We start from the raw sequence: 21332 nt of genomic DNA on the forward strand, positions 1-21332 counted from the left end.
ACCTCGCCAGAGATATGACCCGACCCAACATCATCTTCATCGTGGCCGACGACCTCGGCTATGCCGACCTGGGCTGCTATGGCGGCCGCGACGCCGTGTTCGGCCCCGTGTCGCCCGTGCTCGACGGGCTGGCCGCCAACGGCCTGAAGCTCACGCAGGGCTACGCGAATTCGCCGGTGTGCTCGCCCACGCGCTTCGCGATGATCACCGCGCGCTACCAGTACCGCCTGCGCGGCGCGGCCGAAGAGCCCATCCGCAGCAGCAGCCGTGGCAGCACCACGCTGGGCCTGCCGACCGACCACCCCACGCTGCCGTCGCTGCTCAAGGCCAGCGGCTACCAGACCGCGCTCATCGGCAAGTGGCACCTGGGCTACCCGCCCAACTTCGGCCCGCTGCGCTCGGGGTACGACGAGTTCTTCGGCCCCATGTCCGGCGGGGTCGACTACTTCACCCACTGCGACTCCACCGGCCAGCACGATCTGTGGTTCGGCGAAGAAGACAAGAAGGAAGACGGCTACCTGACCGACATTCTTTCCAGGCGCGCCGTCGACTACGTGGAGCGCATGGCCACGCAAGAGGCGCCCTTCTTCCTGAGCCTGCACTACACCGCGCCGCACTGGCCGTGGGAAACGCGCGACGACGCCGAGAAAGCGCCGGCCATCAAGGACAACCTGTTCGACCTGGCCGGCGGCAACATCCACGTGTACCGCCGCATGATCCATCACATGGACGAAGGCATCGGCTGGATCATGGCCGCGCTGCAAAAGCATGGCATGGCCGACAACACGCTCGTGGTGTTCACCAGCGACAACGGCGGCGAGCGCTTCTCGGACAACTGGCCGCTGGTCGGCGGCAAGATGGACCTGACCGAAGGCGGCATCCGCGTGCCATGGATCGCGCACTGGCCCGCGGTGATTGCCAAGGGTGGCGAGAGCAGGCAACTGTGCATGACCATGGACTGGTCCGCCACCATGCTCGACGCGGCCGGCGTGCAGGCCGATGCGGCCTACCCTCTCGACGGCGTGTCGCTGATGCCCGTGCTGAAGGATGCAACGCACAGCTTTCGCCGCCCGCTGCACTGGCGCATGAACCATCGCAGACAGCAGGCGCTGCGCGATGGCGACTGGAAGTACCTGCAGGTCGATGGCAACGAATACCTGTTCAACATTCCGGCGGATGAGCGCGAGCGGGCGAACCTTGGCAAGAAAGAGCCGCAGCGGTTGATGGCGATGCGGGCCGATTGGCTGGCCTGGAATGCGACGATGCCTGCGATTCCGGAGGATGCGACCGTGAGCCTGGGTTACTCGGTCAAGGACATGCCACAGCGCTGAAACCGGGCGGGTGGCAGACAACGCGGCAATTTGGCAGAAATCATCGTCTTGCGGCCCTAACAGCCAAACCGGTGTGGCGCGAGACTGGCGCGCATGACAAATGCAGCCACGCCGCAGAACATGATGTCTGCCACTTCCTCCGCCCTTGGCGCGATGGAACCTCGCACCGCCCGAGGCTCCATCAAGAACCTTCCCGTCAATCTGTTCGCTGCCGTGATGGGCCTCTCGGGCCTTTCAATGGGCTGGCGCTTTGCGCACACCGCATTCGGTGTCGACCGGATGGTTTCCGATGCGACCGGCCTCTTTGCCACCCTTGTGTTCATCGTGCTCGCGGTCGGGTATGCCGCCAAGCTGTTGCGCCACCCGGCAGCCGTCAGGGCCGAGTTCAATCATCCGATCGCCGGCAACTTCTTCGGCACCATCGCCATTGCCCTGCTGCTGCAATCGGCCGTGCTGGGCGACTACAACAGTGCGCTGGGCCAAGCGCTCTGGGTGATCGGCACCATCGTCACGCTGCTGCTGAGCATGGTCGTCGTCTCGCGCCTGCTGGGCGGAAGCGGCAACCCTGCACACGCCGTGCCTGCGTGGATCATCCCGGGCGTTGCTGCGCTGGACATCGTGGTCACGGGCCATCACATGCCCATGGCCTGGGCCGGTGAAGTGCTGCTGCTGTCGGTTGCCGTGGGCTCGGTACTCGCGCTGGTGATGTTCACGATGATCGTCACGCGGCTGATCCAGCACGAGCCGCTCGCGCCCGCGATGACGCCGTCATTGATGATCCTCGTCGCGCCGTTCGAGGTCGGGTTCACTGCGTACACGAACCTCACCGGCGAGGTCGATCGGTTCGCGGCGCTGCTGTTCTATTTCGGGCTGTTTCTCTTCGTCGTGCTCGCGCCGAAGGTGTTTCGGCGAAGCGTGCCGTTCGGCGCGGGCTGGTGGGCCATCAGCTTTCCGCTGGCAGCGATGGTCAACGCGGCGTTGAAGTACGCGTCTGTGCATCCGACATTGCCATTGAAGCTGCTGGCCGGCGGCTTGCTGATGGCTCTTACAGCGGCCCTGTTCGTGCTGACCGTTCGCACGCTGCGCATTCTTTTCAACGGGCGGCTGCTGGCGAGTTGACGGCGTCCCTCAACACGGTTTCTCCGGTGCGGGGGTTCGTCAAGGTGACGTTCTCGAGCGCCTTGATTCGCCACTCGCCAGCGGCCCGCGTCAGCACGGCAAGGATCAGCGTGTCGACGGCGTGCGGCCCCGCTGGATGCGCCGCGCCGGCCGTGAGGCGGCTCCAGAAGTGCACGATGGCCGCGTCGTCGCTGATCGCAACCACGCTGATCAACTCGTTCGAGAGCGTGGAATCGCTGTAGATGGTTGCGTGAATGGGTGCGTGCAGGTCGACGATTTCCTTGGTGCCACGCACGTAGTGTCCGAACCGGTTCACGAAAGTCGCATCCTCGTGGAACAGTGTTCCCAGGGAGGCCATGTCATGGTTGTTCCAGGCGGTTTGAAACGCGTGGGGCGCATCTTCGGGTCGGTTCATTGGGATCATGTGGATTCTCTCGAGTGTTTGCACGGGGCACCCAAGGTCTGCTTGGGGCACTGAGTGTCAGAGGGGGCTCATGACCCCTTGCCAGCATCTTCGACCACAGCGCGCCGGCGAGCGCTGGCGTGGAACGGGCCTCCATCATGGAACACATGCTCGGCAAACCGCAAGGCGATCCGGCGGTGCGCGGCGCCATCGGGATGGAGTTGATCGGCAAGCGGCAGCTCGGCGAAATCGCTCTGGCCATAGAGCGCGAGTCCGTCGAGAAAATGCAGGTTCGGGTCGCTGGCCTTGCGCTGCCGCGTGATGCGCTCCAGCTCCTCACGGATGGAGGTCAGCGTCAGCTTTCCCGAGCGGCGATCGGCGGGATCACCCGTTGCGCGGAACCGCACTTTGCCGGCAGCCAGGGCATCGAAGTCGAATGCGCCAGGGCCCGGCGTGTCCTCATGAATGGCGCAGTAGAGCGGAGAGACCACCAGCAGCGGCGTGGTCGGATGCCCATCGCGAAGGGTGTCCAGGAAACCGTGCACGGCCGATGTGAAGGCGCGCAAACGCATCAGGTCCGTGTTCACGAGGTTGATGCCGATCTTGACGCTGAGCAGATCGGCCGGTGTGTCCCGCATCACCCGCGCGGTGAATTGATCGAGCAGCGCGCTGCCGCCGAAGCCAAGGTTGAGCAACTCCACATCGCCGAGAGAAGCGGCCAGCGCGGGCCAGATCCGGGTGGGGCTTTCGCCATTGGAGCCATGGCTGATCGAGCTGCCGTGGTGCAGCCAGGTCTTTCGCTCGCCGCCTGGAACCGGTTCGATGCGCGCATTGGTTCGCAGCGCGACAAGCCGGGTCGTCTCGTTGTGCGGCAGCCAGACCTCCACCGTCTTGTCGCGCGCGAGAAGCCCGGTGAAACGAAGCGTGCCCGGCTGCCCAGATTGCCGAGAAGCCGAGCCGGTGCGCATGTCGATCGTCACGGTGTCTCCGCCATCCGCACTGCGTTGTTGAAGCAGCTCACCGTCGACGAGCAGGTCGTAGATGCCGTCTGGCCGGCGTGGAGCACCGGCATACACGTACCGGGTCGGCAGCACATCGACCTCGACTTCGGTCGCCTGCGTGCGAAACACCAGCCGCACGCCCGAGGGTTGCGATTCGGCCATGGCCAGTTGAGGATCGGCGCACTGCGCTCGGGCCCAGGCGGGCAGACGGTGCGGCAACACGCCTCGCTCGGTGTGTTCCAGCTCAAGAGCCCCGCGCAGGAATTCGTGGGTGATCGGCGTGGCAATCCACTGGTGCCGGGTGTTCATCATTTGGCTTTCTTCGGTCGGGGATACGGGGGCGTTGCTCTTCAGCATACGACGCCTCTTGGCAGAGCCGGCTTCTTCATGGCGAGCGCAGTCAGGCAGAAGTCAGCCCTGTTCGTGTTGCTCGCGTGGCCCTCGCCTGGTCGATGTGCTTGCTAATTCCCAGCTAAGTCTTTTGCCTTTCGACTGACACAGGGCAAACCTAGATTAGCTCGCGGTCCGCAGCACTCGCGCAACACATTTGTTGTGCCGCTGCTTACACGCCCCTCCCCACCTTTGAAAGAAGACATTGAAAGCCATTCAAACAATCAGATCCGGCTTGTTGTGCCCCACGTTGACCGTGCTCGCAGCCTCGCTGCTGGCCGCATGCGGAGGCGGTGGCGACAGCTCGGGCCCGTTCGCATTCCCACCGCCCGCCGCCTCCAACATCACCGTCAGCGGCGTGCTCGCCGCCAGCGCCTTCAAGCCCGGCAGCAGCACCGACCCGGTGATCGGTGCCGGCTACTACGCCGGCGCCACTGTCTGCGTGGACACCAACAACAATGGCCGTTGCGACAGCGACGAAACATCCGCTGTCACGGATGCCAACGGCAAGTTCAGCCTGTCGTTGTCGGGCCCCTCGGCACTCATCGCCGACATTGGCACCAAAGCGAAGAACACCGCCGCCGGCACCAACGTGACCTCGCGCGAAGTGCTGCGTGTCACGCTCGACCAAGTGAAGGAACAGGGCACGGCCGTGGTGGTCAGCCCGCTGTCATCCGAAGTGGCACGCCTGATGGAAGCCAACAGCACGACCTACGCGATCGAAAAGCAGAACCTGGCCACGCGCCTGGGCGTGCCGGTTGCCTCACTGCTCGGCGACGTCAACACCGCCAGCGGCAAGGTGCAGACAGCCTTGCTCAACGAGGCCAATGCGCTGAACAACCGCTTTGCCTACGCCACCACCAAGCTCGACCGTGGCGACAAGTTCCCCGACGCGCTGGCCAACCCCGGCGGCGATCCACGTCTGAGCGGCACGGCTGGCGTGACGGCGGCCACGGCAACCGTCGTGGACAACCGCCAGCCCATCACCTTCCTGCAGTCGCAGCAGGCCGCCTTCAACGTAGAAGGCATTCCGCGCTACGACAACATCTTCATCGTGATGCTGGAAAACAAGGCCACGATGTCGATCCTGAACTCGGCCTACGCGCCCAAGATCAACGGTTACTTGAAGGCCGGCAACCAGCTCGTGAGCTACTACGCGACGGGCAATCCGAGCGAGCCCAACTACACGGCGCTGGGTGGTGCGGATGACTGGGGCATTACCGACGACAGCCAATGGAACTGTGACGCCACCGGCGCCAACGCGGTGCAAGACCTTCCCACGCCCGACAACTTGCAGCCGGGCCTGGCCAAGTCGCCTTTCTCCGCGACCTGCACACAGGCGGCCGCCGTGAACCACAACATCGTGGGCAAGCCCAACCTCTTCAACGCGATCACGAAGGCCGGCCTGACCTGGCGCACGTACAGCGAGTCGATGAACCCCGGGCAAGACTTCCGCACCGACAGCGTGGCCGATACCGCAGTCACAGCGCAAGACAACGTGTATGCGCCCGGCACGCTGGGTGGCAACACCACCGCCGTTGGCAGTGCCGCACTCACGCTGCCGCTGCCCGCCGGCCTGTACAAGACCAAGCACCACCCCGGCATGGCCTACCAGAACGTGCGCAGCGCGCCCGAGTGGAAGTACAGCAACCGCACCATGGGCGGCGGCCAGTGGGATGCCAATCTGAAGAACGGCATCGCCACCTACACCATTCCCGCAAGCTACGACTACGACCAGCTCGGCACCGACCTGGCCAGCGGCAATGTGGGCAACCTGAACTTCCTGGTGCCCGACCAGTGCGACGACATGCACGGCATCAATGTGGTGGGCACCGACGGTGTCACCAAAGCGAGCGACTGCAGCAGCGTGGCGAACAATGTGTCGGCCACCGCCGTCTCGCCGATCATCACGCGCGGCGACAACTACGTCGACTACACGGTCAAGCGCATCCAGGCCTCGCCGCTGTGGCAGAACCCGCAAAAGCGCGTGGCCATCGTGTTGATGTTCGACGAAGGCAATGCCCAAAGCGGCATGAATTCCTGCTGCGGCTGGGTGCCGACGAACGTCGGTACCGCCAACCCGCTCAAGCAGAACGCCGATGGGACCTGGTCGGTCGATAACAGCATCACCAACTACGGCGGCGTAGGTAAAGGCAACGGTGGCAACCACGGCCACGGCGAGAGCATCTTCGGCATCCTGACCAACCAGGCCAATGCGCCCAAGGGTGTGTCGGACAGCGATGCCTACAGCCACTTCTCGTTCGTGCGCACGCTGCAGGACATGTTCCAGCTGGCCGACCCGGCCAGCGATGCTTCGTACATGAACCGCTCGAAGTACACCGAGGCCTTCGTCGCCGCGAACATCATGAATCTGCCGGAGTACACGGGCAGTGCCGACACGCACTTCGACAGCGTGCGCCCGATCAACCACGCCTTCGTGATTCCGGCGAGCTACGCGCAGAAGCAGTCGGCTGACGTGTCGACCACGGCACAGGTCGGGCCGGATGCAAACCAGCTCAATGTCTGGTCGCTGAAGCAATGAGAGAGCACCGTTCAGGCCCGAGGGGGCCGGCGGTGACGCGCTGGGGCTGGCTTGCGCTGGCCGCACTGGGCGTGGCGGGCATCGCAGGCGCGGTGCTTGTTGCGTGCGGAGGTGGCGGCGGTGGCAACGGATCGGCCGCAGTGCTGCCGAGCGCTGCGCCGGCCCCGCCGGCGGCCGCGCCTGCGTCGGCCAGCACCCTGAGTCTTTCGGCGCAGGTGGGCCAGAAGATGTTCTTCGACAAGAATCTCTCGGGCTCCGGCGCCATGTCCTGCGCCAGTTGCCACGACCCTGCGCATGCGCACGCGCCGGCCAACGACCTGTCCGTGCAGCTCGGCGGCGTGCACATGGACCAAGCCGGCCTTCGCGCGGCGCCCTCGCTGCGCTACAAGGACATCACGCCGCCCTACGCCGACCTGCTGGACAACCCGGACGGCATCAGTGTGCCGGGCCCGGGCGGCGGCTTCACTGCGGACGGCCGCGCCGACACGCTGGCCGCACAGGCGCGCATTCCGCTGCTCGATCCGATCGAGATGGCCAACGCCAGCAGCGCAGACGTGGTGAAGAAGCTGCAGGCCGCCGACTACGCGCCACTCATCGTCAAGGCCTTCGGTGCGAAGGTGTTCGACGACAGCGACGCAGCCTTCGCCAGTGCGCTGCAAGCCCTGCAGGCCTATCAGCTCGAAGACAAGAGCTTTCATCCGTACAGCAGCAAGTACGACCTCTACGCAGCCAACAAGATCGGCGGCACGCTCACGCCGGCGGAAACACGCGGCCTGAAGGTGTTCACCAATCCGAACACGGGCAACTGCGCCTCGTGCCACTACCAGGGCGCGGGCCTCAATGGCAGCTCGGCGCTGTTCACCGACTTTTCGTACGAGGCGATCAGCGTGCCGCGCAACGCGGGCATCACCGCCAACAACGACCTGAAGTACTTCGACATGGGCGTGTGCGGTCCGCTGCGCACCGACCACGTACCGGCCACGCCCAATGCAGCGAACAGCTTCTGCGGCATGTTCAAGGCACCGACCATGCGCAATGTGGCAACGCGCACTGCCTTCTTCCACAACGGGGTGATGCACTCGCTGGAACAGGTCATCCGGTTCTACAACACGCGCGACACGCAGCCCGAGCTGTGGTACCCGACCGTGGGTGGCACGCCCAAGGCGACGAACGACCCCGGGTTTCCGAGCTACGGACTGATCACCACGCAGTACACGGGTGGCAAGGTGCAGAAGTACAACGACCTGCCGGCCGCCTACGCGTCGAACATCGACACGCAACTGCCGATGGACGGCCGCGCTGCTGGCTCCGCGCCACCCATGTCCGAGCAGGACATCACCGACCTGATCTGCTTCCTGAACATCCTGAGCGACGCGGACACGAAACCTGCGACGCCCACGAAGCCGGGTGCGTGTGTCAATTGACCTCTTATCTCACTTTCATGAACAAGAAAAAAATCTCCCTGGCACTGGGTGTTGTCACCCTGGCCGCACTCGCCGGCTGCGGCCCACAGAAACCCGAAGCCAATCTGCAAAACCTGACAGTCGCGATGAACGACTACCTGGCGAAGAGAGGCGACCTGTGCCTGGGCAAGACCCAGTGGCCCATCGACGTGCCGCAACGCGAAGTCGGCACGCGGGCGCGCAACGCGGTGCAGATGCCGGTGCTGGAGCATGTCGGACTGGTGAGTGCATCCACGGCGAAGGTCCAGGATGCCAAGGAAGGCGAACAACCCACCGAGATCACTGTCATGCGCTATGCGTTGACCGATGAAGGCAAGAAGTACTTCCACACGCGCGAGCCCCAGAACGACTTCTGTGCCGCCCATCTGACGCTCGACAAGATCGTCGGCTGGGAGGCGCCCAAGGACGGCAAGGACGCATCCGCCGTCGTGGTCACTTACACCTACAAGATCGACGCCGCGCCGTGGACGAGCGATACCGACGTGCAAAAGGTTTTTCCGATGGTGGACCGTGTGGTGCGTGGGGCCGGCACCATGCAACTGAAGCAGAACTTCAAGCGCGCCGAGAGCGGCTGGGTGCCGGCGGAAATCTGAGCCGATGGATGCCGTGCTGCGCTTCTCGCCCGCGCTGAGCGACTGGGTGATGCACAACCTGCGCCAGGGTTGCACGCCCGCGCAGGTGGTCGAGGCGATGCGCGCGCAAGACATGCCAACCGAAGCGGCCAAGGCCATCGTCGATGCCTTTGTGTTCGCGCTGCGCACTGGAAGCCCCGTGCCGACCGATTCGGTCACGGTGGCACCGGCGTACCAATATGAAGCATCGCGACTGCCACCAGGCACGACGATCCGCACGTCGGACCGACTTGTGCGCGTGGCGGCACGTGCGGTGCAGCCTGCGATGGCCGTACTGAACGACGTGTTCAGCGCGCGGGAATGCGAGGAGCTGATTGCGCTTGCCAAGCCACGGCTCGCGCCCTCGACCACCGTCGATCCGCTGACGGGGCGCGATCGCGTAGGTGAGCAGCGCAGCAGCCTGGGCATGTTCTTCCAGCTGCGCGAGAACGCCTTCATTGCGCGGCTCGACCAGCGGGTGTCGGAACTGATGAACCTGCCGGTGGAAAACGGCGAAGGTCTGCAGGTGCTGCACTACCCGGCTGGCGCGCAGAGCATGCCGCATTTCGATTTCCTGGTGCCGTCGAATGCGGCCAACCAGGCCTCGCTGGAGCGCAGCGGACAGCGTGTGAGCACACTCGTGAGCTACCTCAACGAGGTGGAAGAAGGCGGCGAGACGGTGTTCCCGGAAACCGGATGGTCGGTGTCGCCGCAACGCGGCAGCGCGGTGTACTTCGAGTATTGCAACAGCCTTGGGCAGGTCGACCATGCGTCACTGCATGCGGGCGGGCCCGTGCTGCGCGGCGAGAAATGGGTGGCGACCAAGTGGATGCGGCAGCGGCGCTTCGTGGCCGCGGCAGAGGCGCCGAACCGCTGACCAGCGCGAGCGTCAGGCGCCGCCCATGCGCTCGATGTTCTCGTTGAGCCGCAGCAGCATCGCCGCCAACTGTTCGATCTCGGCCTGAGAGAAACCTGCCAGCGCCTCCTGCGTGTGCGCGTCCATCAGCGCCTTGGCTTTCGGCATGCGCTTGGTGGCCAGCGGCGTCAGCGATATCAGGCGGCTGCGCTTGTCGGCGGGGTCGTCCACGCGCTCGACCAGGCCGTCGCGCTCCATGCGGCTCAACAACTGCGCCATGCTGGCCTGCTCCACCTGCGCAATACGCGCCAACTCGGCCTGCGACAGCGCCTTGCGTATCTTGAGCGACACCAGCACCGGCAACTGGCCCACGGCAAAGCCGAACTCGCGCAGGCGGCCGTCGACGATCCGCGCGAATCCGCGGTTTGCCTGGCCGATGAGCTTCAGGGGATTGGGTGCATGGGGTTCTGTCATGCATCGCATTCTATCTACATAGGCTCCTATGCCAATATAAATAGGAGCCTATCCTTTTAATGGAGCATTCCGAATGCACACGCATCCACGCATCGCCATCGTCGGCGCGGGCCCCGGCGGACTCACGCTGGCGCGCCTCCTTCACATCGCCGACATTCCCACAACCGTGTTCGAGCGCGAAGAAGGTCCACTCGCGCGCCCGCAGGGCGGCACGCTCGACCTGCATGAAGACTCCGGGTTGCTGGCGCTGCAGCGCGCCGGGCTTTACGACGCGTTCCAGCGCATCGCACGCTACGACGACCAGGGCTCGCGGCTGCTGGACGTATCCGGCAGCCTGCTGTTCGAAGAGGCTGACAGCAGTGCCGGCAACCGTCCCGAAGTCGACCGCACCGCGCTGCGCGACATGCTGCTGGACTCGCTGCCGGCGCAGTGCGTGCAATGGGGTCGCGCACCGCGCGAAATGAAGCGGCGGGAGGACGGCTGCTGGCATCTCGCCTTCGCCGAAGGCGAAGCCGGCCCCTTCGACCTGGTCGTCGGCGCGGACGGCGCCTGGTCGTGCGTGCGGCCTCTTCTGTCGCCGTACAAGCCGCAGTACAGCGGCCTGACCTTCATCGAGTTCGGCATCGACGACGTGGACGCGCGCCACCCGGCGCTCTCGCGGCTGGTCGGCCGGGGCAAGATGGGGGTCGAGGGCGGCGGCAAGGAAATCATCGCGCAGCGCAACGGCAACGCGCACATCCGTGGCTACGCGATCTTTCGGGTGCCGATGGACTGGGCGGCCAAGCGCTTCGACCTCGCCTCCCCCGCCGCAGTGCGCAGCGCCCTGCTCGCAGAGTTTGCCGACTATGACGATTCGATCACCGATCTCTTGCGCGCCAGCAACGACCTGTTCGTGGCGCGCCCCATCCACGCGCTGCCTGTCGGCCACTGCTGGACCAACCGGCGCGGGCTGACGTTGCTGGGTGACGCCGCGCATGTGATGTCGCCCTTCGGCGGCGAAGGCGTGAACGCCGCGATGCGCGATGCCGTCGAGCTGGCCGCGCTGCTTGTCGAAGAAAGCGACTGGGCAAGCGCCGTGGCCACTTACGAGACGCAGATGTTCGAGCGCGTGATCGAAGCTGCGGAGAGTTCGGCCGAGGCGGCGGCCGTCCAGATGTCGCACGTCGGCAAGGCGCTGACGCTGGAACATCTGCGGCAGCACAGCAGCAACAGCAGCGCTGCTTAGCGCCCTCGTCGTCCCGCGTTGGGTGTCTTCGATACCTATCGGTTTGACTTTATTTTAGATATATCTAAAATAATTCCGATACACATCAAGAAGGATACCCACCATGAGACATTTCCATACCGACCATCACCACTGCCGCACCGCCCGCAGCGAGCATGAAGACGGCCTTTCCGGCGGGCGCGGACACCGTGGCGGGCGCGGCGGCGGCGGTCCTGGCGGCGGCGGACGCGTGTTCGGCCACGGCGGCCTGCGCTTCGTGCTGCTGCAGCTCATCGCCGACAAGCCGGCCCACGGCTACGAACTGATCAAGGCCATCGAAGACCGCCTCGGCGGCAGCTACGCGCCGAGCCCGGGCGTGGTCTACCCCACCCTCACGCTGCTCGAAGAACTCGGCTACCTGAGCGTGGAAACCGCCGACAACGGCGGGCGCAAGCGCTACAGCATCACGGCCAGCGGCCAGGAATTCCTGGCGGCCAATCGCGAAATGGCCGACGCGATGATGGCCCGCATGACCGGCGGCGTCGACGGTGCCGGCCCCCGTGGCGGCCGCCCGCCGCAGGTCACGCGCGCCATCGAGAACCTCAAGCTCGCGATGCGCATGCGCCTGTCCGGCACCGCGCTGACCGCGCAACAGGCCCACGACTTCGCGGCCGTGCTCGACAGCGCCGCCCAGCAGCTCGAAAAGATCTGAGCCCCCCGAATCTCAACCCGCCCTGTAACCCAGGACTTCTGCAATGACTGACTTCAGTACTTCATCTGCTTCCACCGCACCCGACCGCATGCCGCGCCGGGTGCGCCACGACCTGCGCTTTCGCAAGCTCACGGTGAAAACCGTGCAGCGCGTGACACCGCACCTGATCCGCATCACGCTGACGGGCGACGACCTTGCGGGCTTCACCAGCCCCGGCTTCGACGACCACGCCAAGATCTTCTTTCCCGATGCCGCGACCGGCCAGTTGACGCTGCCGACCGCCGGCCCCGACGGCCCCGTGTGGCCCGCGAGCGGCCGCCCGACCATGCGCGACTACACGCCGCGCCACCACGACGCCAAGGCCGGCACGCTCGACATCGACTTCGCGCTGCACGACGCAGGCCCCGCCACGCAATGGGCCGAGCAGGCCAAGCCCGGCGACATCCTGGGCGTGGGCGGCCCGCGCGGCTCGTTCATCGTGCCGACCGAATTCGACTGGCACCTGCTGATCGGCGACGACACCGCCCTGCCCGCGATCTCGCGCCGACTGGCCGAACTGCCGGCCGGTGCGCGCGTGGTCGTGCTCGCGGAAGTCGACAGCGAAGCCGACCAGATTCCGTTCGACACACAGGCAGAACTCACGCTGCACTGGGTGCACCGCCGCGGCGCCGAGCCGGGCTTGAGCCCCGTGCTGGTCGATGCGCTGAAGGCGATGAAGCTGCCGGCCGGCGACTTCCACGCATGGGTGGGTTGCGAATCGGCCATTGCCAAGGCCCTGCGCGCCCACCTCGTGGGCGAGCGCGGCGCCAATCCGAAGTGGACCCGGGCGTCGGGCTACTGGCGGCGCGGTGCAGCTGCAACGCACGACTCGCACGACGAGTGATTTGTCTTGCTCCTTCCCCCTCTGGGGGAAGGTTGGGATGGGGGCAGGCGGCGCTTGAAAAGCCGCTGACAGTGGAGACGCCGCCTGCCCCCACCCCGCCCGCCCCCAGAGGGGGAGGGAGAAACGCAAAAGTCAGTGCGGCACTTCGGCCGGCCCTGATGCCGCTGCATTGCGGCGCGGACTCTTGATCAACAGCAACAGCGGAATCGCCAGCAACGTGATCACCATCATGATCGCGAAGTCGTCCAGGTAGCCGATCAGCGCGCCCTGCCGCGTGACCTCGGCATTGAGCAACGCCAGGCCCGTCAGCGTGTCGGGCTGCATCATCGGCGGCAGGTTGATCAGCCCCTGGTTGCCAGGCGCCACAGTCGCGGCAATCTGCGCATGCGCCTTGCTCGAGCCTTCGGTCAGCAGTGCCTGCACGATCGAGATGCCCACGCTGCTGCCGATGTTGCGCAGCAGGCTGAAGATCGGCGTGCCCTGGTTACGCAGGCGCGGCGCCAGGGTGGCGAAAGTTGCGGTCGACAACGGCACGAAGGTGAAGCCGATGCCCAGCCCCTGAATGAAGCCCGACACAATGATCAGGCTGCTGTCCATCTGCAGCGTGAGCCGCGTCATCTGGTAGAGCGAAAAAGCCGTGAGGCCGAAGCCCACCGCCATGATGATGCGCACGTCCACCTTCTGCACCAGCCGCCCGACGATGATCATCGCGATCATCGTGCCGACCCCGCGCGGCGCCGTCACCTGACCGGTGTAGACCACCGGGTAGCCCATCAACCCCTGCAGGAAGTTGGGCAGCAGCGCCATCGTCGCGAACAGGATCATGCCGACGATGAAGGCGAACAGCAGGCCGGTGACGAAGTTGCGGTCTTTCAGCAGGTCGCGGTCGAAGAACGACACGCCCTGCACCGTCCATGTGTGGACCACGAAGAAGCCGAAGGCCACGAGCGCGGCGGCGGCTTCGAGCTTGATCTCCCACGAGTCGAACCAGTCGAGCTGCTCGCCGCGGTCCAGAAAGAGCTGCAGCATGCCGATGGCCAGGCTCAGCGTGACAAAGCCGAAGATATCGAGCTTCTCGCCCTGCGGCCGGCTTTCGGGCAGATAGCGCGCGATGCCCCAGAAGGCGAAGATGCCCACCGGCAGGTTGATGAAGAACACCCAGCGCCAGTCGAAATTTTCAGTGAGCCAGCCGCCCAGCAACGGCCCAAGGATCGGCCCGACCATGATGCCGGCACCCCAGATCGCCATGGCCTGGCCGACCTTCTCGCGCGGGTTGATGTCCAGCAGCACCGCCTGCGACAGCGGCACCAGCGCCGCGCCGAAGATGCCTTGCAGCAACCGCGCAGCCACGATGCCGATAAGCGAGGTCGCCATGCCACACAGCGCCGAAGCCACCGTGAAGCCGATCACCGAAATGAGGAACACGCGCCGCCGTCCCCAGTGGCCGCACAGCCAGCCGGTCAGCGGCAGCGCAATGGCCGAGGCCACGATGTACGAGGTGAGCACCCAGGTGATCTGGTCCTGCGAGGCTTGCAGGCTGCCCTGCATGTGGGGCAAGGCGACGTTGGCGATCGTGGTGTCGAGCGCCTGCATGATGGTCGCCAGCATGATCGAGACGGTGATCATGCCGCGATGCGGCACCTTGGTTCCGGGCGCGACGCTCATGCCTTTGGCTCCCCGCCCGAGGTGATTTCCATCAGGCTGCCGCGCACCTTGGTGAGCAGGCTCAGAAGTTGCGCGCGCTCGGGCTGCGACAGCACCGCCATCACGCGGGCATTGAGCCCGTCGCTGATGCTGAGCGCGCCATCAAGTGCCTTTTCAGCGCTGGGCTCCAGGTGAATCTTGTTGACGCGGCGGTCGGTGGCACTGGGCTCGCGGCGAATCCAGCCGGCTGCTGCCATGCGGTCGCACAGGCCGGCCACGGCCATCGGGGTCAGGTCCAGGCGCTGGGCCAGTTCAGCCTGCGACAGCGGCTCTTCGTCCCCATGCATGGCCAGTGCGCCAAGCAACCGGCATTGCGCGCTCGTCAGGCCGATGCGCTCGCGCGCCAGCCGATCGAATTCTTCGCCATAGAGCTTGCCCACGCTTTTGACGAGGAAGCCGAAGCGCTGCGTGAAGTCCCTTTTCATAAGGGACTAGACTATCTACATGTTTATTAGTTTGGAATGAGGATGTGCACCCTCAGAGCCAGCCGGCGCGCCTGAACCGGTAATAGAGATAGCCGCAGGTGGTGACGATCAGCCCCAGCGCCACCGCGTAGCCGTAGCGGAATTTCAGCTCCGGCATGTTCTCGAAATTCATGCCCCAGATGCCCGCGAAGGCGGTGCACACCGCGAAGATGCTGGCCCAGGCCGCCAGCCGCTTGGTGACTTCGCTTTCCTCGATGGTGACCATCGACAGGTTCACCTGGATCGCGGTGCCGATGGTGTCGCGCATGGCGTCGATCGAGCCGTTGATGCGCCCCAGGTGGTCGCCCACGTCGCGAAAGTATTCCTGCGAGCTCATGCAGATCTGCGGCACACGGCCGCCGTGCATCTTGCCAGCCGCCTCCAGCAGCGGCGCCACCGCGCGCTTGAGGATCATGCTGCGCCGCTTCAGGTCGTAGAGCTGCTTGATCTTGTCGCGCGCCGCGCCGCCCTGGCCGAAGATCTGCTGCTCGATGGATTCCAGCTCCACTTCCAGCGCGTCGATCACCGGGAAGTAGCGATCGACCACCGCGTCCATCAGCGCATACAGCACGAAGCCCGCGCCGTTGCGCAGCAACTCAGGCTCGCGCTCGCAACGCTCGCGCACGCCCAGGAAGCCCTGCTTGCTGCGGTTGCGCACCGAAAGCACGTAGTTGGCACCGACAAAAACGTCGACCTCGCCCACGTTCGTGCAGTGCTCACCCTCGGCCGAGGGCTCGACCATGTGCATGACGACGAAGAGCGAATCGCCGTATTCCTCCACCTTCGGGCGCTGATGGCCGTGGTGGGCGTCTTCGACTGCCAGCGGATGCAGGCCGAACTCGTGCTGCATCTCGGTCAGTTCCGCGTCAGAGGCATCGCTCAGCGCCACCCAGACGAAGCAGCCCGGACGGCTGATGTAGTCGCTGATGTCCTCGACCGAAATGTCGGCGAGCTTGGCGCCGTTTTCATACGCCACGCAGTTGATCAGCATCGGTACCCTTTTATGTTCAATCTCGACGTCGATCAGGTCGCCGTGCTGGAATTCGAAGTCGCCGCCAGTTGGGCGGTGGCGGCCAACGAGGCTTCGATGGTTTGCGTCTCGCTCCTGAGCAGGGCGAGCCCTTTTTCAGCCAGCGCGGAGTGGCTCGCAACATCGGCCCACAGACTGGCCGCGGCTTCGGAGCATGTCAGCGATGCGAAGCGGATGCGGCCTTTCGCGAGATCGACGAAACGCGCCTCGCGCAACGGGTCGGCCCGGTCCCAGGCGCCACCGATGAGCACGCGCTTGCCGCGCTTGATACGGGGTTCGCGTTCCGCGAAGAAAGGCAGCTTCGCCGACACCCAACCCAGGATGCCGGTGCTGGCCGCGGTGTCGAAGGCGGAGGGGGCGGTGTGCGCTCTCGCAAACTCGCGCAAGGTGCCCAGGTTGTAGAGCACTGGGTCCTTGGGCCCCGCTGCGCCGCCTTCCACGGGTCGGATGACCGACGGGCCGTTGCCCGCGCGCCCTTCGGGCCGTTTCGATTTTCGCAGCTCCGCGAGCTGGGCTGGCGTGATGCAGAGATACAGCGCGGCAAGCTCTGCGGGCAAGGTGGCGCTGTCGGGCAGCGCAGCCGCGTCCGCTTCAGGGCCTTTGAAATCATCCAGCTGGGCCATGGGCGCCTTTTTCATTCTTCACGCGGGGGTTGCGCCGAGGGATTTTAGAGCGGTGGGTGCGGGCCCGGCCGGCGCCTTGCGGGTGTCCTATACAAGATAATCCGAGCCAAGGCTCGCTCGGATACCCCGACACAGACACAAGGCGAAATCATTGAATTCGAAGGATAAATCGACGGCGTCCCCAGGCGGGGCAGAAGCAACGCTCGGGCACACGCCCATGATGGCCCAGTATTTAGGCCTGAAAGCGGACCATCCGAATACCCTGCTGTTCTACCGGATGGGCGACTTCTACGAGCTGTTCTGGGCCGACGCCGAAAAGGCCGCCCGCCTGCTCGACATCACCCTCACCCAGCGCGGCCAGTCGGCCGGCCAGCCGGTGGTGATGTGCGGCGTGCCTTTCCACGCGGTCGACACCTACCTCGCGCGGCTCATCAAGCTGGGCGAATCGGTTGCCATCTGCGAGCAGGTGGGCGAGGTCGGCGCCAGTAAGGGCCCGGTCGAGCGCAAGGTGATGCGGGTGGTCACGCCCGGCACGCTGACCGACTCCGAACTGCTCAGCGACAAGAGCGAATCATTGCTGCTCGCGGTGCATGCGGGCACGCGCAATTTCTGCGGACTGGCATGGCTCAGCGTGACGGGCGCCGAACTGCGGCTGGCCGAGTGCCCGGCCGATGCGCTCGAAACCTGGATCGCGCGCATCGCGCCGAGCGAACTGCTCTACAGCGCAGAGGTCACGCCCGCCTTCGAGCAGCGCCTGAAGGCCGCGCGCACGGCCACGCCCTTCACGCTCTCGATCCGCCCCGCGTGGCAATTCGACGGCGGCCTGGGCGAGCGCAAGCTCAGCGAGCAGATGGGCAGCAACAGCCTTGCAGCCTGGAACGCCGAATCGCTCACCAACGCGCATGCCGCGGCCGCCGCGCTGCTGGGCTATGCCGAGCACACGCAGGGTCGCGCCCTCTCGCACGTGCAGCGCCTGTCGGTCGAGCGCGACGGCGACCTGATCGAGCTGCCGCCCACCACGCGCCGCAACCTCGAGCTGGTGCAGACGCTGCGCGGCGAAGACTCGCCGACGATGTTCTCGCTGCTCGACACCTGCATGACGGGCATGGGCAGCCGCCTTGTGAAGCGCTGGCTGCTGTCGCCCCGGCGCGATCGCACCGAGGCGCAGGCCCGGCTCGAAGCCATCGGAGCGCTGCAGTCCACGGTGCTGGGCGGCACGGCCGCGCCCTGGCGCACGCTGCGCGAACAACTGAAGAACACCAGCGACGTGGAGCGCATTGCCGCCCGCATCGCGCTGCGGCAGGTGCGCCCGCGCGAGCTGCTGGCGCTGCGCCTCGCGCTGTCGAAAGCGGAGCTGCTTGCGCCCCTTCTTCCCGCATCCGCCGCGCTTCTGGCGCAGATTGCACAGCGGCTCGCGCCGCCGCCGGGCTGCGCCGACCTGCTGGAGAGCGCGATCAAGCCCGACCCATCCGCGCTGGTGCGCGACGGCGGTGTGATCGCCACCGGCCACGACGCAGAACTCGACGAGCTGCGCGCCATCAGCGACAACTGCGACGACTTCCTGCTCAAGCTCGAAGTCAGCGAGCGCGAGCGCACCGGCATCAGCAACCTGCGCGTGCAATTCAACCGCGTGCACGGCTTCTACATCGAGGTGACGCAAAGCGCTCTCTCGAAAGTGCCCGACAACTACCGCCGCCGCCAGACGCTGAAGAACGCCGAGCGCTTCATCACGCCCGAACTCAAGACCTTCGAGGACAAGGCCCTGAGCGCGCAAGACCGCGCACTGGCCCGCGAGAAGTGGCTCTACGAGCAGTTGCTCGATGCGCTGCAGCCCTCGGTGCACGCACTCACGCAACTGGCCGGCGGCATTGCCGCGCTCGACGCGCTCTGCGCGCTGGCCGAACGCTCGCACACGCTGCACTGGCGTGCGCCCAGCTTCGTGTCACACCCCTGCATCGAAATTTCGCAGGGCCGCCACCCAGTGGTCGAAGCACGGTTGGCCGAAAAATCATCGGGCGGCTTCATCGCCAACGACACGCAGCTCGGACCGCAACAGCGCATGCAGGTCATCACCGGCCCCAACATGGGCGGTAAGTCGACCTACATGCGGCAAGTGGCCATCATCGTGCTGCTGGCGTCCATCGGCTCGCACGTGCCGGCCGCAGCTTGCCGCCTCGGCCCGATCGACGCGATCCACACCCGCATCGGCGCGGCGGACGACCTGGCCAACGCGCAGTCGACCTTCATGCTGGAGATGACCGAGGCCGCGCAGATCCTGCACAGCGCCACCGCGCAGTCGCTGGTGCTGATGGACGAAATCGGCCGTGGTACCAGCACCTTCGACGGGCTCGCGCTGGCCGCGGGCATCGCGGCCCAGCTGCACGACCGCAGCAAGGCCTTCACGCTGTTCGCCACCCACTACTTCGAGCTGACCGAGTTCCCGGCCACGCACCACGGTGCGGTGAACATGCATGTGAGCGCCACAGAAGCCGGCCGCGACATCGTGTTCCTGCACGAAATGCAGCCCGGCCCGGCCAGCAAGAGCTACGGTATCCAGGTCGCGCGGCTCGCGGGCATGCCGGCGGCGGTGGTCAACCACGCGCGGCAGGCGCTGGAGGCACTTGAATCGCAGCATGCGCAAACTCGTGCACAGGTGGACCTGTTTGCGCCCCCTCCGGTGGCCGAAACGCCATTGAGCAGCGCCGTAGAATCCGCGCTGGCCGCGCTAGACCCCGACACCATGAGCCCGCGCGAGGCCCTCGACGCGCTCTATGCCCTCCAAAAACTGAACACGCGTGAACGCAGTGCCGCCTGAGCGGGCCTGATTCATGCGAGATGAACTCATGACTTATTGCGTAGGCATCAAACTCAACGCCGGCCTGGTGTTTCTCTCTGACTCGCGCACGAATGCGGGCGTGGACCACATCAGCACCTTCCGCAAGATGATCGTCTACGAGCAGCCGGGCGACCGCGTCATGGTGCTGCTGTCTTCGGGCAACCTGAGCATTTCGCAGTCGGTGCGCGAGATCCTGCAAATCGAAGAGCTGCGCGAAACGCGCGAAGACGGCACGCAGGGCGACCCCATCACCATCTGGAATGCCAAGAGCATGTTCGATGCCGCGCGCGTGCTGGGCTCGGCGGTGCGCCATGTGTACGACCGCGATGCCGAGGCGCTCAAGCATGCGGGCCTGGACTTCAACGTGTCCTTCATCTTCGGCGGGCAGGTCAAGGGCGAAGGCATGCGCCTCTTCTTGGTCTACGCGGCCGGCAACTTCATCGAAGCCACCACCGAAACGCCCTACTTCCAGGTGGGCGAGTCGAAGTACGGCAAGCCGGTGCTCGACCGCGTGCTCACGCCCGAAACCCCGCTCGACGAAGCCGCCAAGTGCGCGCTGGTGTCGATGGACTCGACCATGAAGTCGAACCTGTCGGTCGGCCTGCCGCTCGACCTGGTGGTGTACGAGGCCAACAAGCTCGAAACCGACCGGGTGATCTGCATCGACGCCGACAACCCCTACTACCGCATGATGCACAACAGCTGGGGCCAGAAGCTGCGCGAGGTGTTCGACAGCATCGAAGACCCGGTGTGGGACGACAGCGCCACCGAGCATCCGCTGAAGATGCCGGCCACGCGCCACAGCCCGCTGCGCAAGATCTCGACCCCCGACGAAAAGCTCATCTGAGCGCGGCAACGGCCATGGCCATGCCGCCCGTCGTCTTCTCGCACGGCAACAGCTTTCCCGCGAGCACCTACCGCGTCGTTCTCGACAGCCTGCGCAACCGCGGCTTCGAGGTCGATGCCATCGAGAAATTCGGGCACGACCCGAAGTACCTCGTCACCGACAACTGGCCGCACCTGGTGCAGCAGCTGGCCGACTTCGCCCGGCAGCGCGCCGACCGCGCGGGTGGCCCGGTGTTCCTCATCGGCCATTCGCTCGGCGGCTTCCTGAGCTTGATGTGCGCCGCGCTGCACCCCACGCTGGCCCGGGGCGTGGTGCTGATCGATTCGCCGATCCTCGGCGGCTGGCGCGCCAATACGCTCAACGTGGTCAAGCGCACGCCGCTCATGAAGAGCATTTCGCCCGGCGCCATCAGCCGCAAGCGCAAGAACACCTGGGTGCACCGCGAGGCGGTGTTCGAGCATTTCCGCAGCAAGAAGGCGTTTGCGAAGTGGGACGAGCAGGTGCTGCACGACTACATCGACCACGGCACCTTCGACGGCATCAACGCCGGCGAGGACAGCCGCGAGCTGAGCTTCGACCGCGACGTGGAAACCGCGATCTACAACACCCTGCCCCACAACCTGGGCGCGCTGCTGCGCAGCCATCCGCTCAAGTGCAAGGCGGCCTTCATCGGCGGGCGCCAGTCGGCCGAGATGAAGCGCGTGGGCATGGCGATGACCCAGCAGGTCACCAAGGGCCGCATTGCCATGCTCGACGGCAGCCACCTGTTTCCGATGGAAAAGCCGCTCGCCACGGCGGCCGCCGTCGAAGCGGCGCTGCGCAACCTGCTCTGAAAGCCC

At 65.7% G+C, this 21332-nt stretch carries 19 protein-coding genes; 12 read left to right on the forward strand and 7 right to left on the reverse strand.

What is annotated here, in order from left to right; genetic code table 11:
- The first annotated feature begins 14 nt into the window (after window positions 1-14).
- Both H7F35_RS00485 and H7F35_RS00490 read left to right on the forward strand, forming a co-directional pair.
- A complete protein-coding gene (locus tag H7F35_RS00485; protein ID WP_187111048.1) occupies window positions 15-1331 on the forward strand; it encodes a sulfatase in 1317 nt (438 codons plus the stop codon).
- Window positions 1332-1424: 93 nt separating this feature from the next.
- Window positions 1425-2450, forward strand: coding sequence for an SLAC1 anion channel family protein (locus tag H7F35_RS00490; protein WP_410010751.1), 1026 nt, complete (start codon window positions 1425-1427; stop codon window positions 2448-2450).
- Here H7F35_RS00490 and H7F35_RS00495 read toward each other — a convergent pair.
- Together H7F35_RS00495 and H7F35_RS00500 are read right to left on the reverse strand one after the other, a co-directional pair.
- The gene (locus H7F35_RS00495) at window positions 2425-2865 is read right to left on the reverse strand and encodes a YybH family protein (protein ID WP_261803476.1); all 441 of its coding nucleotides are present in this window, start codon (window positions 2863-2865) and stop codon (window positions 2425-2427) included. The two genes, H7F35_RS00490 and H7F35_RS00495, sit on opposite strands and share 26 nt — an antisense overlap.
- A 77-nt stretch (window positions 2866-2942) precedes the next feature.
- Window positions 2943-4211 (reverse strand): GDSL-type esterase/lipase family protein, encoded by a 1269-nt coding sequence (locus tag H7F35_RS00500; protein ID WP_261803477.1) that lies wholly within the window; start codon window positions 4209-4211, stop codon window positions 2943-2945.
- A 268-nt stretch (window positions 4212-4479) separates the two neighbouring features.
- On the opposite strand from H7F35_RS00500, the gene H7F35_RS00505 reads away from it, so the two are divergent.
- The 4 genes from H7F35_RS00505 to H7F35_RS00520 are packed head-to-tail and all read left to right on the forward strand — an operon-like array spanning window position 4480 to window position 9737.
- Window positions 4480-6786, forward strand: a complete 2307-nt coding sequence (locus H7F35_RS00505) for an alkaline phosphatase family protein (protein ID WP_187111050.1) — start codon at window positions 4480-4482, stop codon at window positions 6784-6786.
- Window positions 6783-8210: a cytochrome-c peroxidase gene (locus tag H7F35_RS00510; RefSeq protein ID WP_187111051.1), complete on the forward strand. Its 1428-nt coding sequence runs from the start codon at window positions 6783-6785 to the stop codon at window positions 8208-8210. The genes H7F35_RS00505 and H7F35_RS00510 overlap by 4 nt, the downstream gene beginning before the upstream one ends.
- A 17-nt stretch (window positions 8211-8227) precedes the next feature.
- Entirely contained in the window at window positions 8228-8842 is a 615-nt protein-coding gene (locus tag H7F35_RS00515; protein ID WP_187111052.1) for a hypothetical protein, read from the forward strand.
- A 4-nt stretch (window positions 8843-8846) separates the two neighbouring features.
- Window positions 8847-9737, forward strand: a complete 891-nt coding sequence (locus H7F35_RS00520; RefSeq protein ID WP_187111053.1) for a 2OG-Fe(II) oxygenase — start codon at window positions 8847-8849, stop codon at window positions 9735-9737.
- Between the two features lie 12 nt (window positions 9738-9749).
- Here the strand turns inward: H7F35_RS00520 and H7F35_RS00525 are convergent, their stop codons facing one another.
- Entirely contained in the window at window positions 9750-10190 is a 441-nt protein-coding gene (locus H7F35_RS00525) for a MarR family winged helix-turn-helix transcriptional regulator (RefSeq protein WP_187111054.1), read from the reverse strand.
- 73 nt (window positions 10191-10263) lie between these two features.
- On the opposite strand from H7F35_RS00525, the gene H7F35_RS00530 reads away from it, so the two are divergent.
- The 3 genes from H7F35_RS00530 (at window position 10264) to H7F35_RS00540 (ending at window position 12989) form a co-directional block, all read left to right on the forward strand.
- Complete coding sequence (locus H7F35_RS00530; RefSeq protein ID WP_187111055.1) at window positions 10264-11415, forward strand: FAD-dependent oxidoreductase; 1152 nt, start codon at window positions 10264-10266, stop codon at window positions 11413-11415.
- Window positions 11416-11518: 103 nt separating this feature from the next.
- Window positions 11519-12106 (forward strand): PadR family transcriptional regulator, encoded by a 588-nt coding sequence (locus tag H7F35_RS00535; protein WP_187111056.1) that lies wholly within the window; start codon window positions 11519-11521, stop codon window positions 12104-12106.
- Between the two features lie 43 nt (window positions 12107-12149).
- Complete coding sequence (locus H7F35_RS00540; RefSeq protein ID WP_187111057.1) at window positions 12150-12989, forward strand: siderophore-interacting protein; 840 nt, start codon at window positions 12150-12152, stop codon at window positions 12987-12989.
- Between the two features lie 132 nt (window positions 12990-13121).
- Here the strand turns inward: H7F35_RS00540 and H7F35_RS00545 are convergent, their stop codons facing one another.
- Genes H7F35_RS00545 through H7F35_RS00560 form a run of 4 tightly spaced genes read right to left on the reverse strand, consistent with a single transcriptional unit; the run spans window position 13122 to window position 16810 of the window.
- Window positions 13122-14654, reverse strand: coding sequence for a DHA2 family efflux MFS transporter permease subunit (locus tag H7F35_RS00545; protein ID WP_187111058.1), 1533 nt, complete (start codon window positions 14652-14654; stop codon window positions 13122-13124).
- Complete coding sequence (locus H7F35_RS00550; protein ID WP_187111059.1) at window positions 14651-15118, reverse strand: MarR family winged helix-turn-helix transcriptional regulator; 468 nt, start codon at window positions 15116-15118, stop codon at window positions 14651-14653. The genes H7F35_RS00545 and H7F35_RS00550 overlap by 4 nt, the downstream gene beginning before the upstream one ends.
- Window positions 15119-15170: 52 nt before the next feature.
- Complete coding sequence (locus H7F35_RS00555; RefSeq protein WP_187111060.1) at window positions 15171-16148, reverse strand: magnesium and cobalt transport protein CorA; 978 nt, start codon at window positions 16146-16148, stop codon at window positions 15171-15173.
- Window positions 16149-16180: 32 nt separating this feature from the next.
- Window positions 16181-16810, reverse strand: coding sequence for a hypothetical protein (locus H7F35_RS00560; protein WP_187111061.1), 630 nt, complete (start codon window positions 16808-16810; stop codon window positions 16181-16183).
- Window positions 16811-17030: 220 nt separating this feature from the next.
- On the opposite strand from H7F35_RS00560, the gene mutS reads away from it, so the two are divergent.
- From mutS to H7F35_RS00575, 3 genes are read left to right on the forward strand one after another with little or no spacing between them, the layout of a single operon-like run.
- On the forward strand, window positions 17031-19625 hold the full coding sequence (mutS, locus tag H7F35_RS00565) for a DNA mismatch repair protein MutS (RefSeq protein ID WP_261803478.1): 2595 nt from the start codon (window positions 17031-17033) through the stop codon (window positions 19623-19625).
- Window positions 19626-19653: 28 nt separating this feature from the next.
- Window positions 19654-20493, forward strand: a complete 840-nt coding sequence (locus H7F35_RS00570; RefSeq protein ID WP_187114081.1) for a proteasome-type protease — start codon at window positions 19654-19656, stop codon at window positions 20491-20493.
- A gap of 14 nt (window positions 20494-20507) precedes the next feature.
- Window positions 20508-21326, forward strand: coding sequence for an alpha/beta fold hydrolase (locus tag H7F35_RS00575; RefSeq protein ID WP_187111063.1), 819 nt, complete (start codon window positions 20508-20510; stop codon window positions 21324-21326).
- Window positions 21327-21332 lie beyond the last annotated feature (6 nt).

This window comes from Variovorax sp. PAMC26660 (assembly GCF_014302995.1).
In the GTDB taxonomy this organism is placed as follows: domain Bacteria; phylum Pseudomonadota; class Gammaproteobacteria; order Burkholderiales; family Burkholderiaceae_C; genus Variovorax.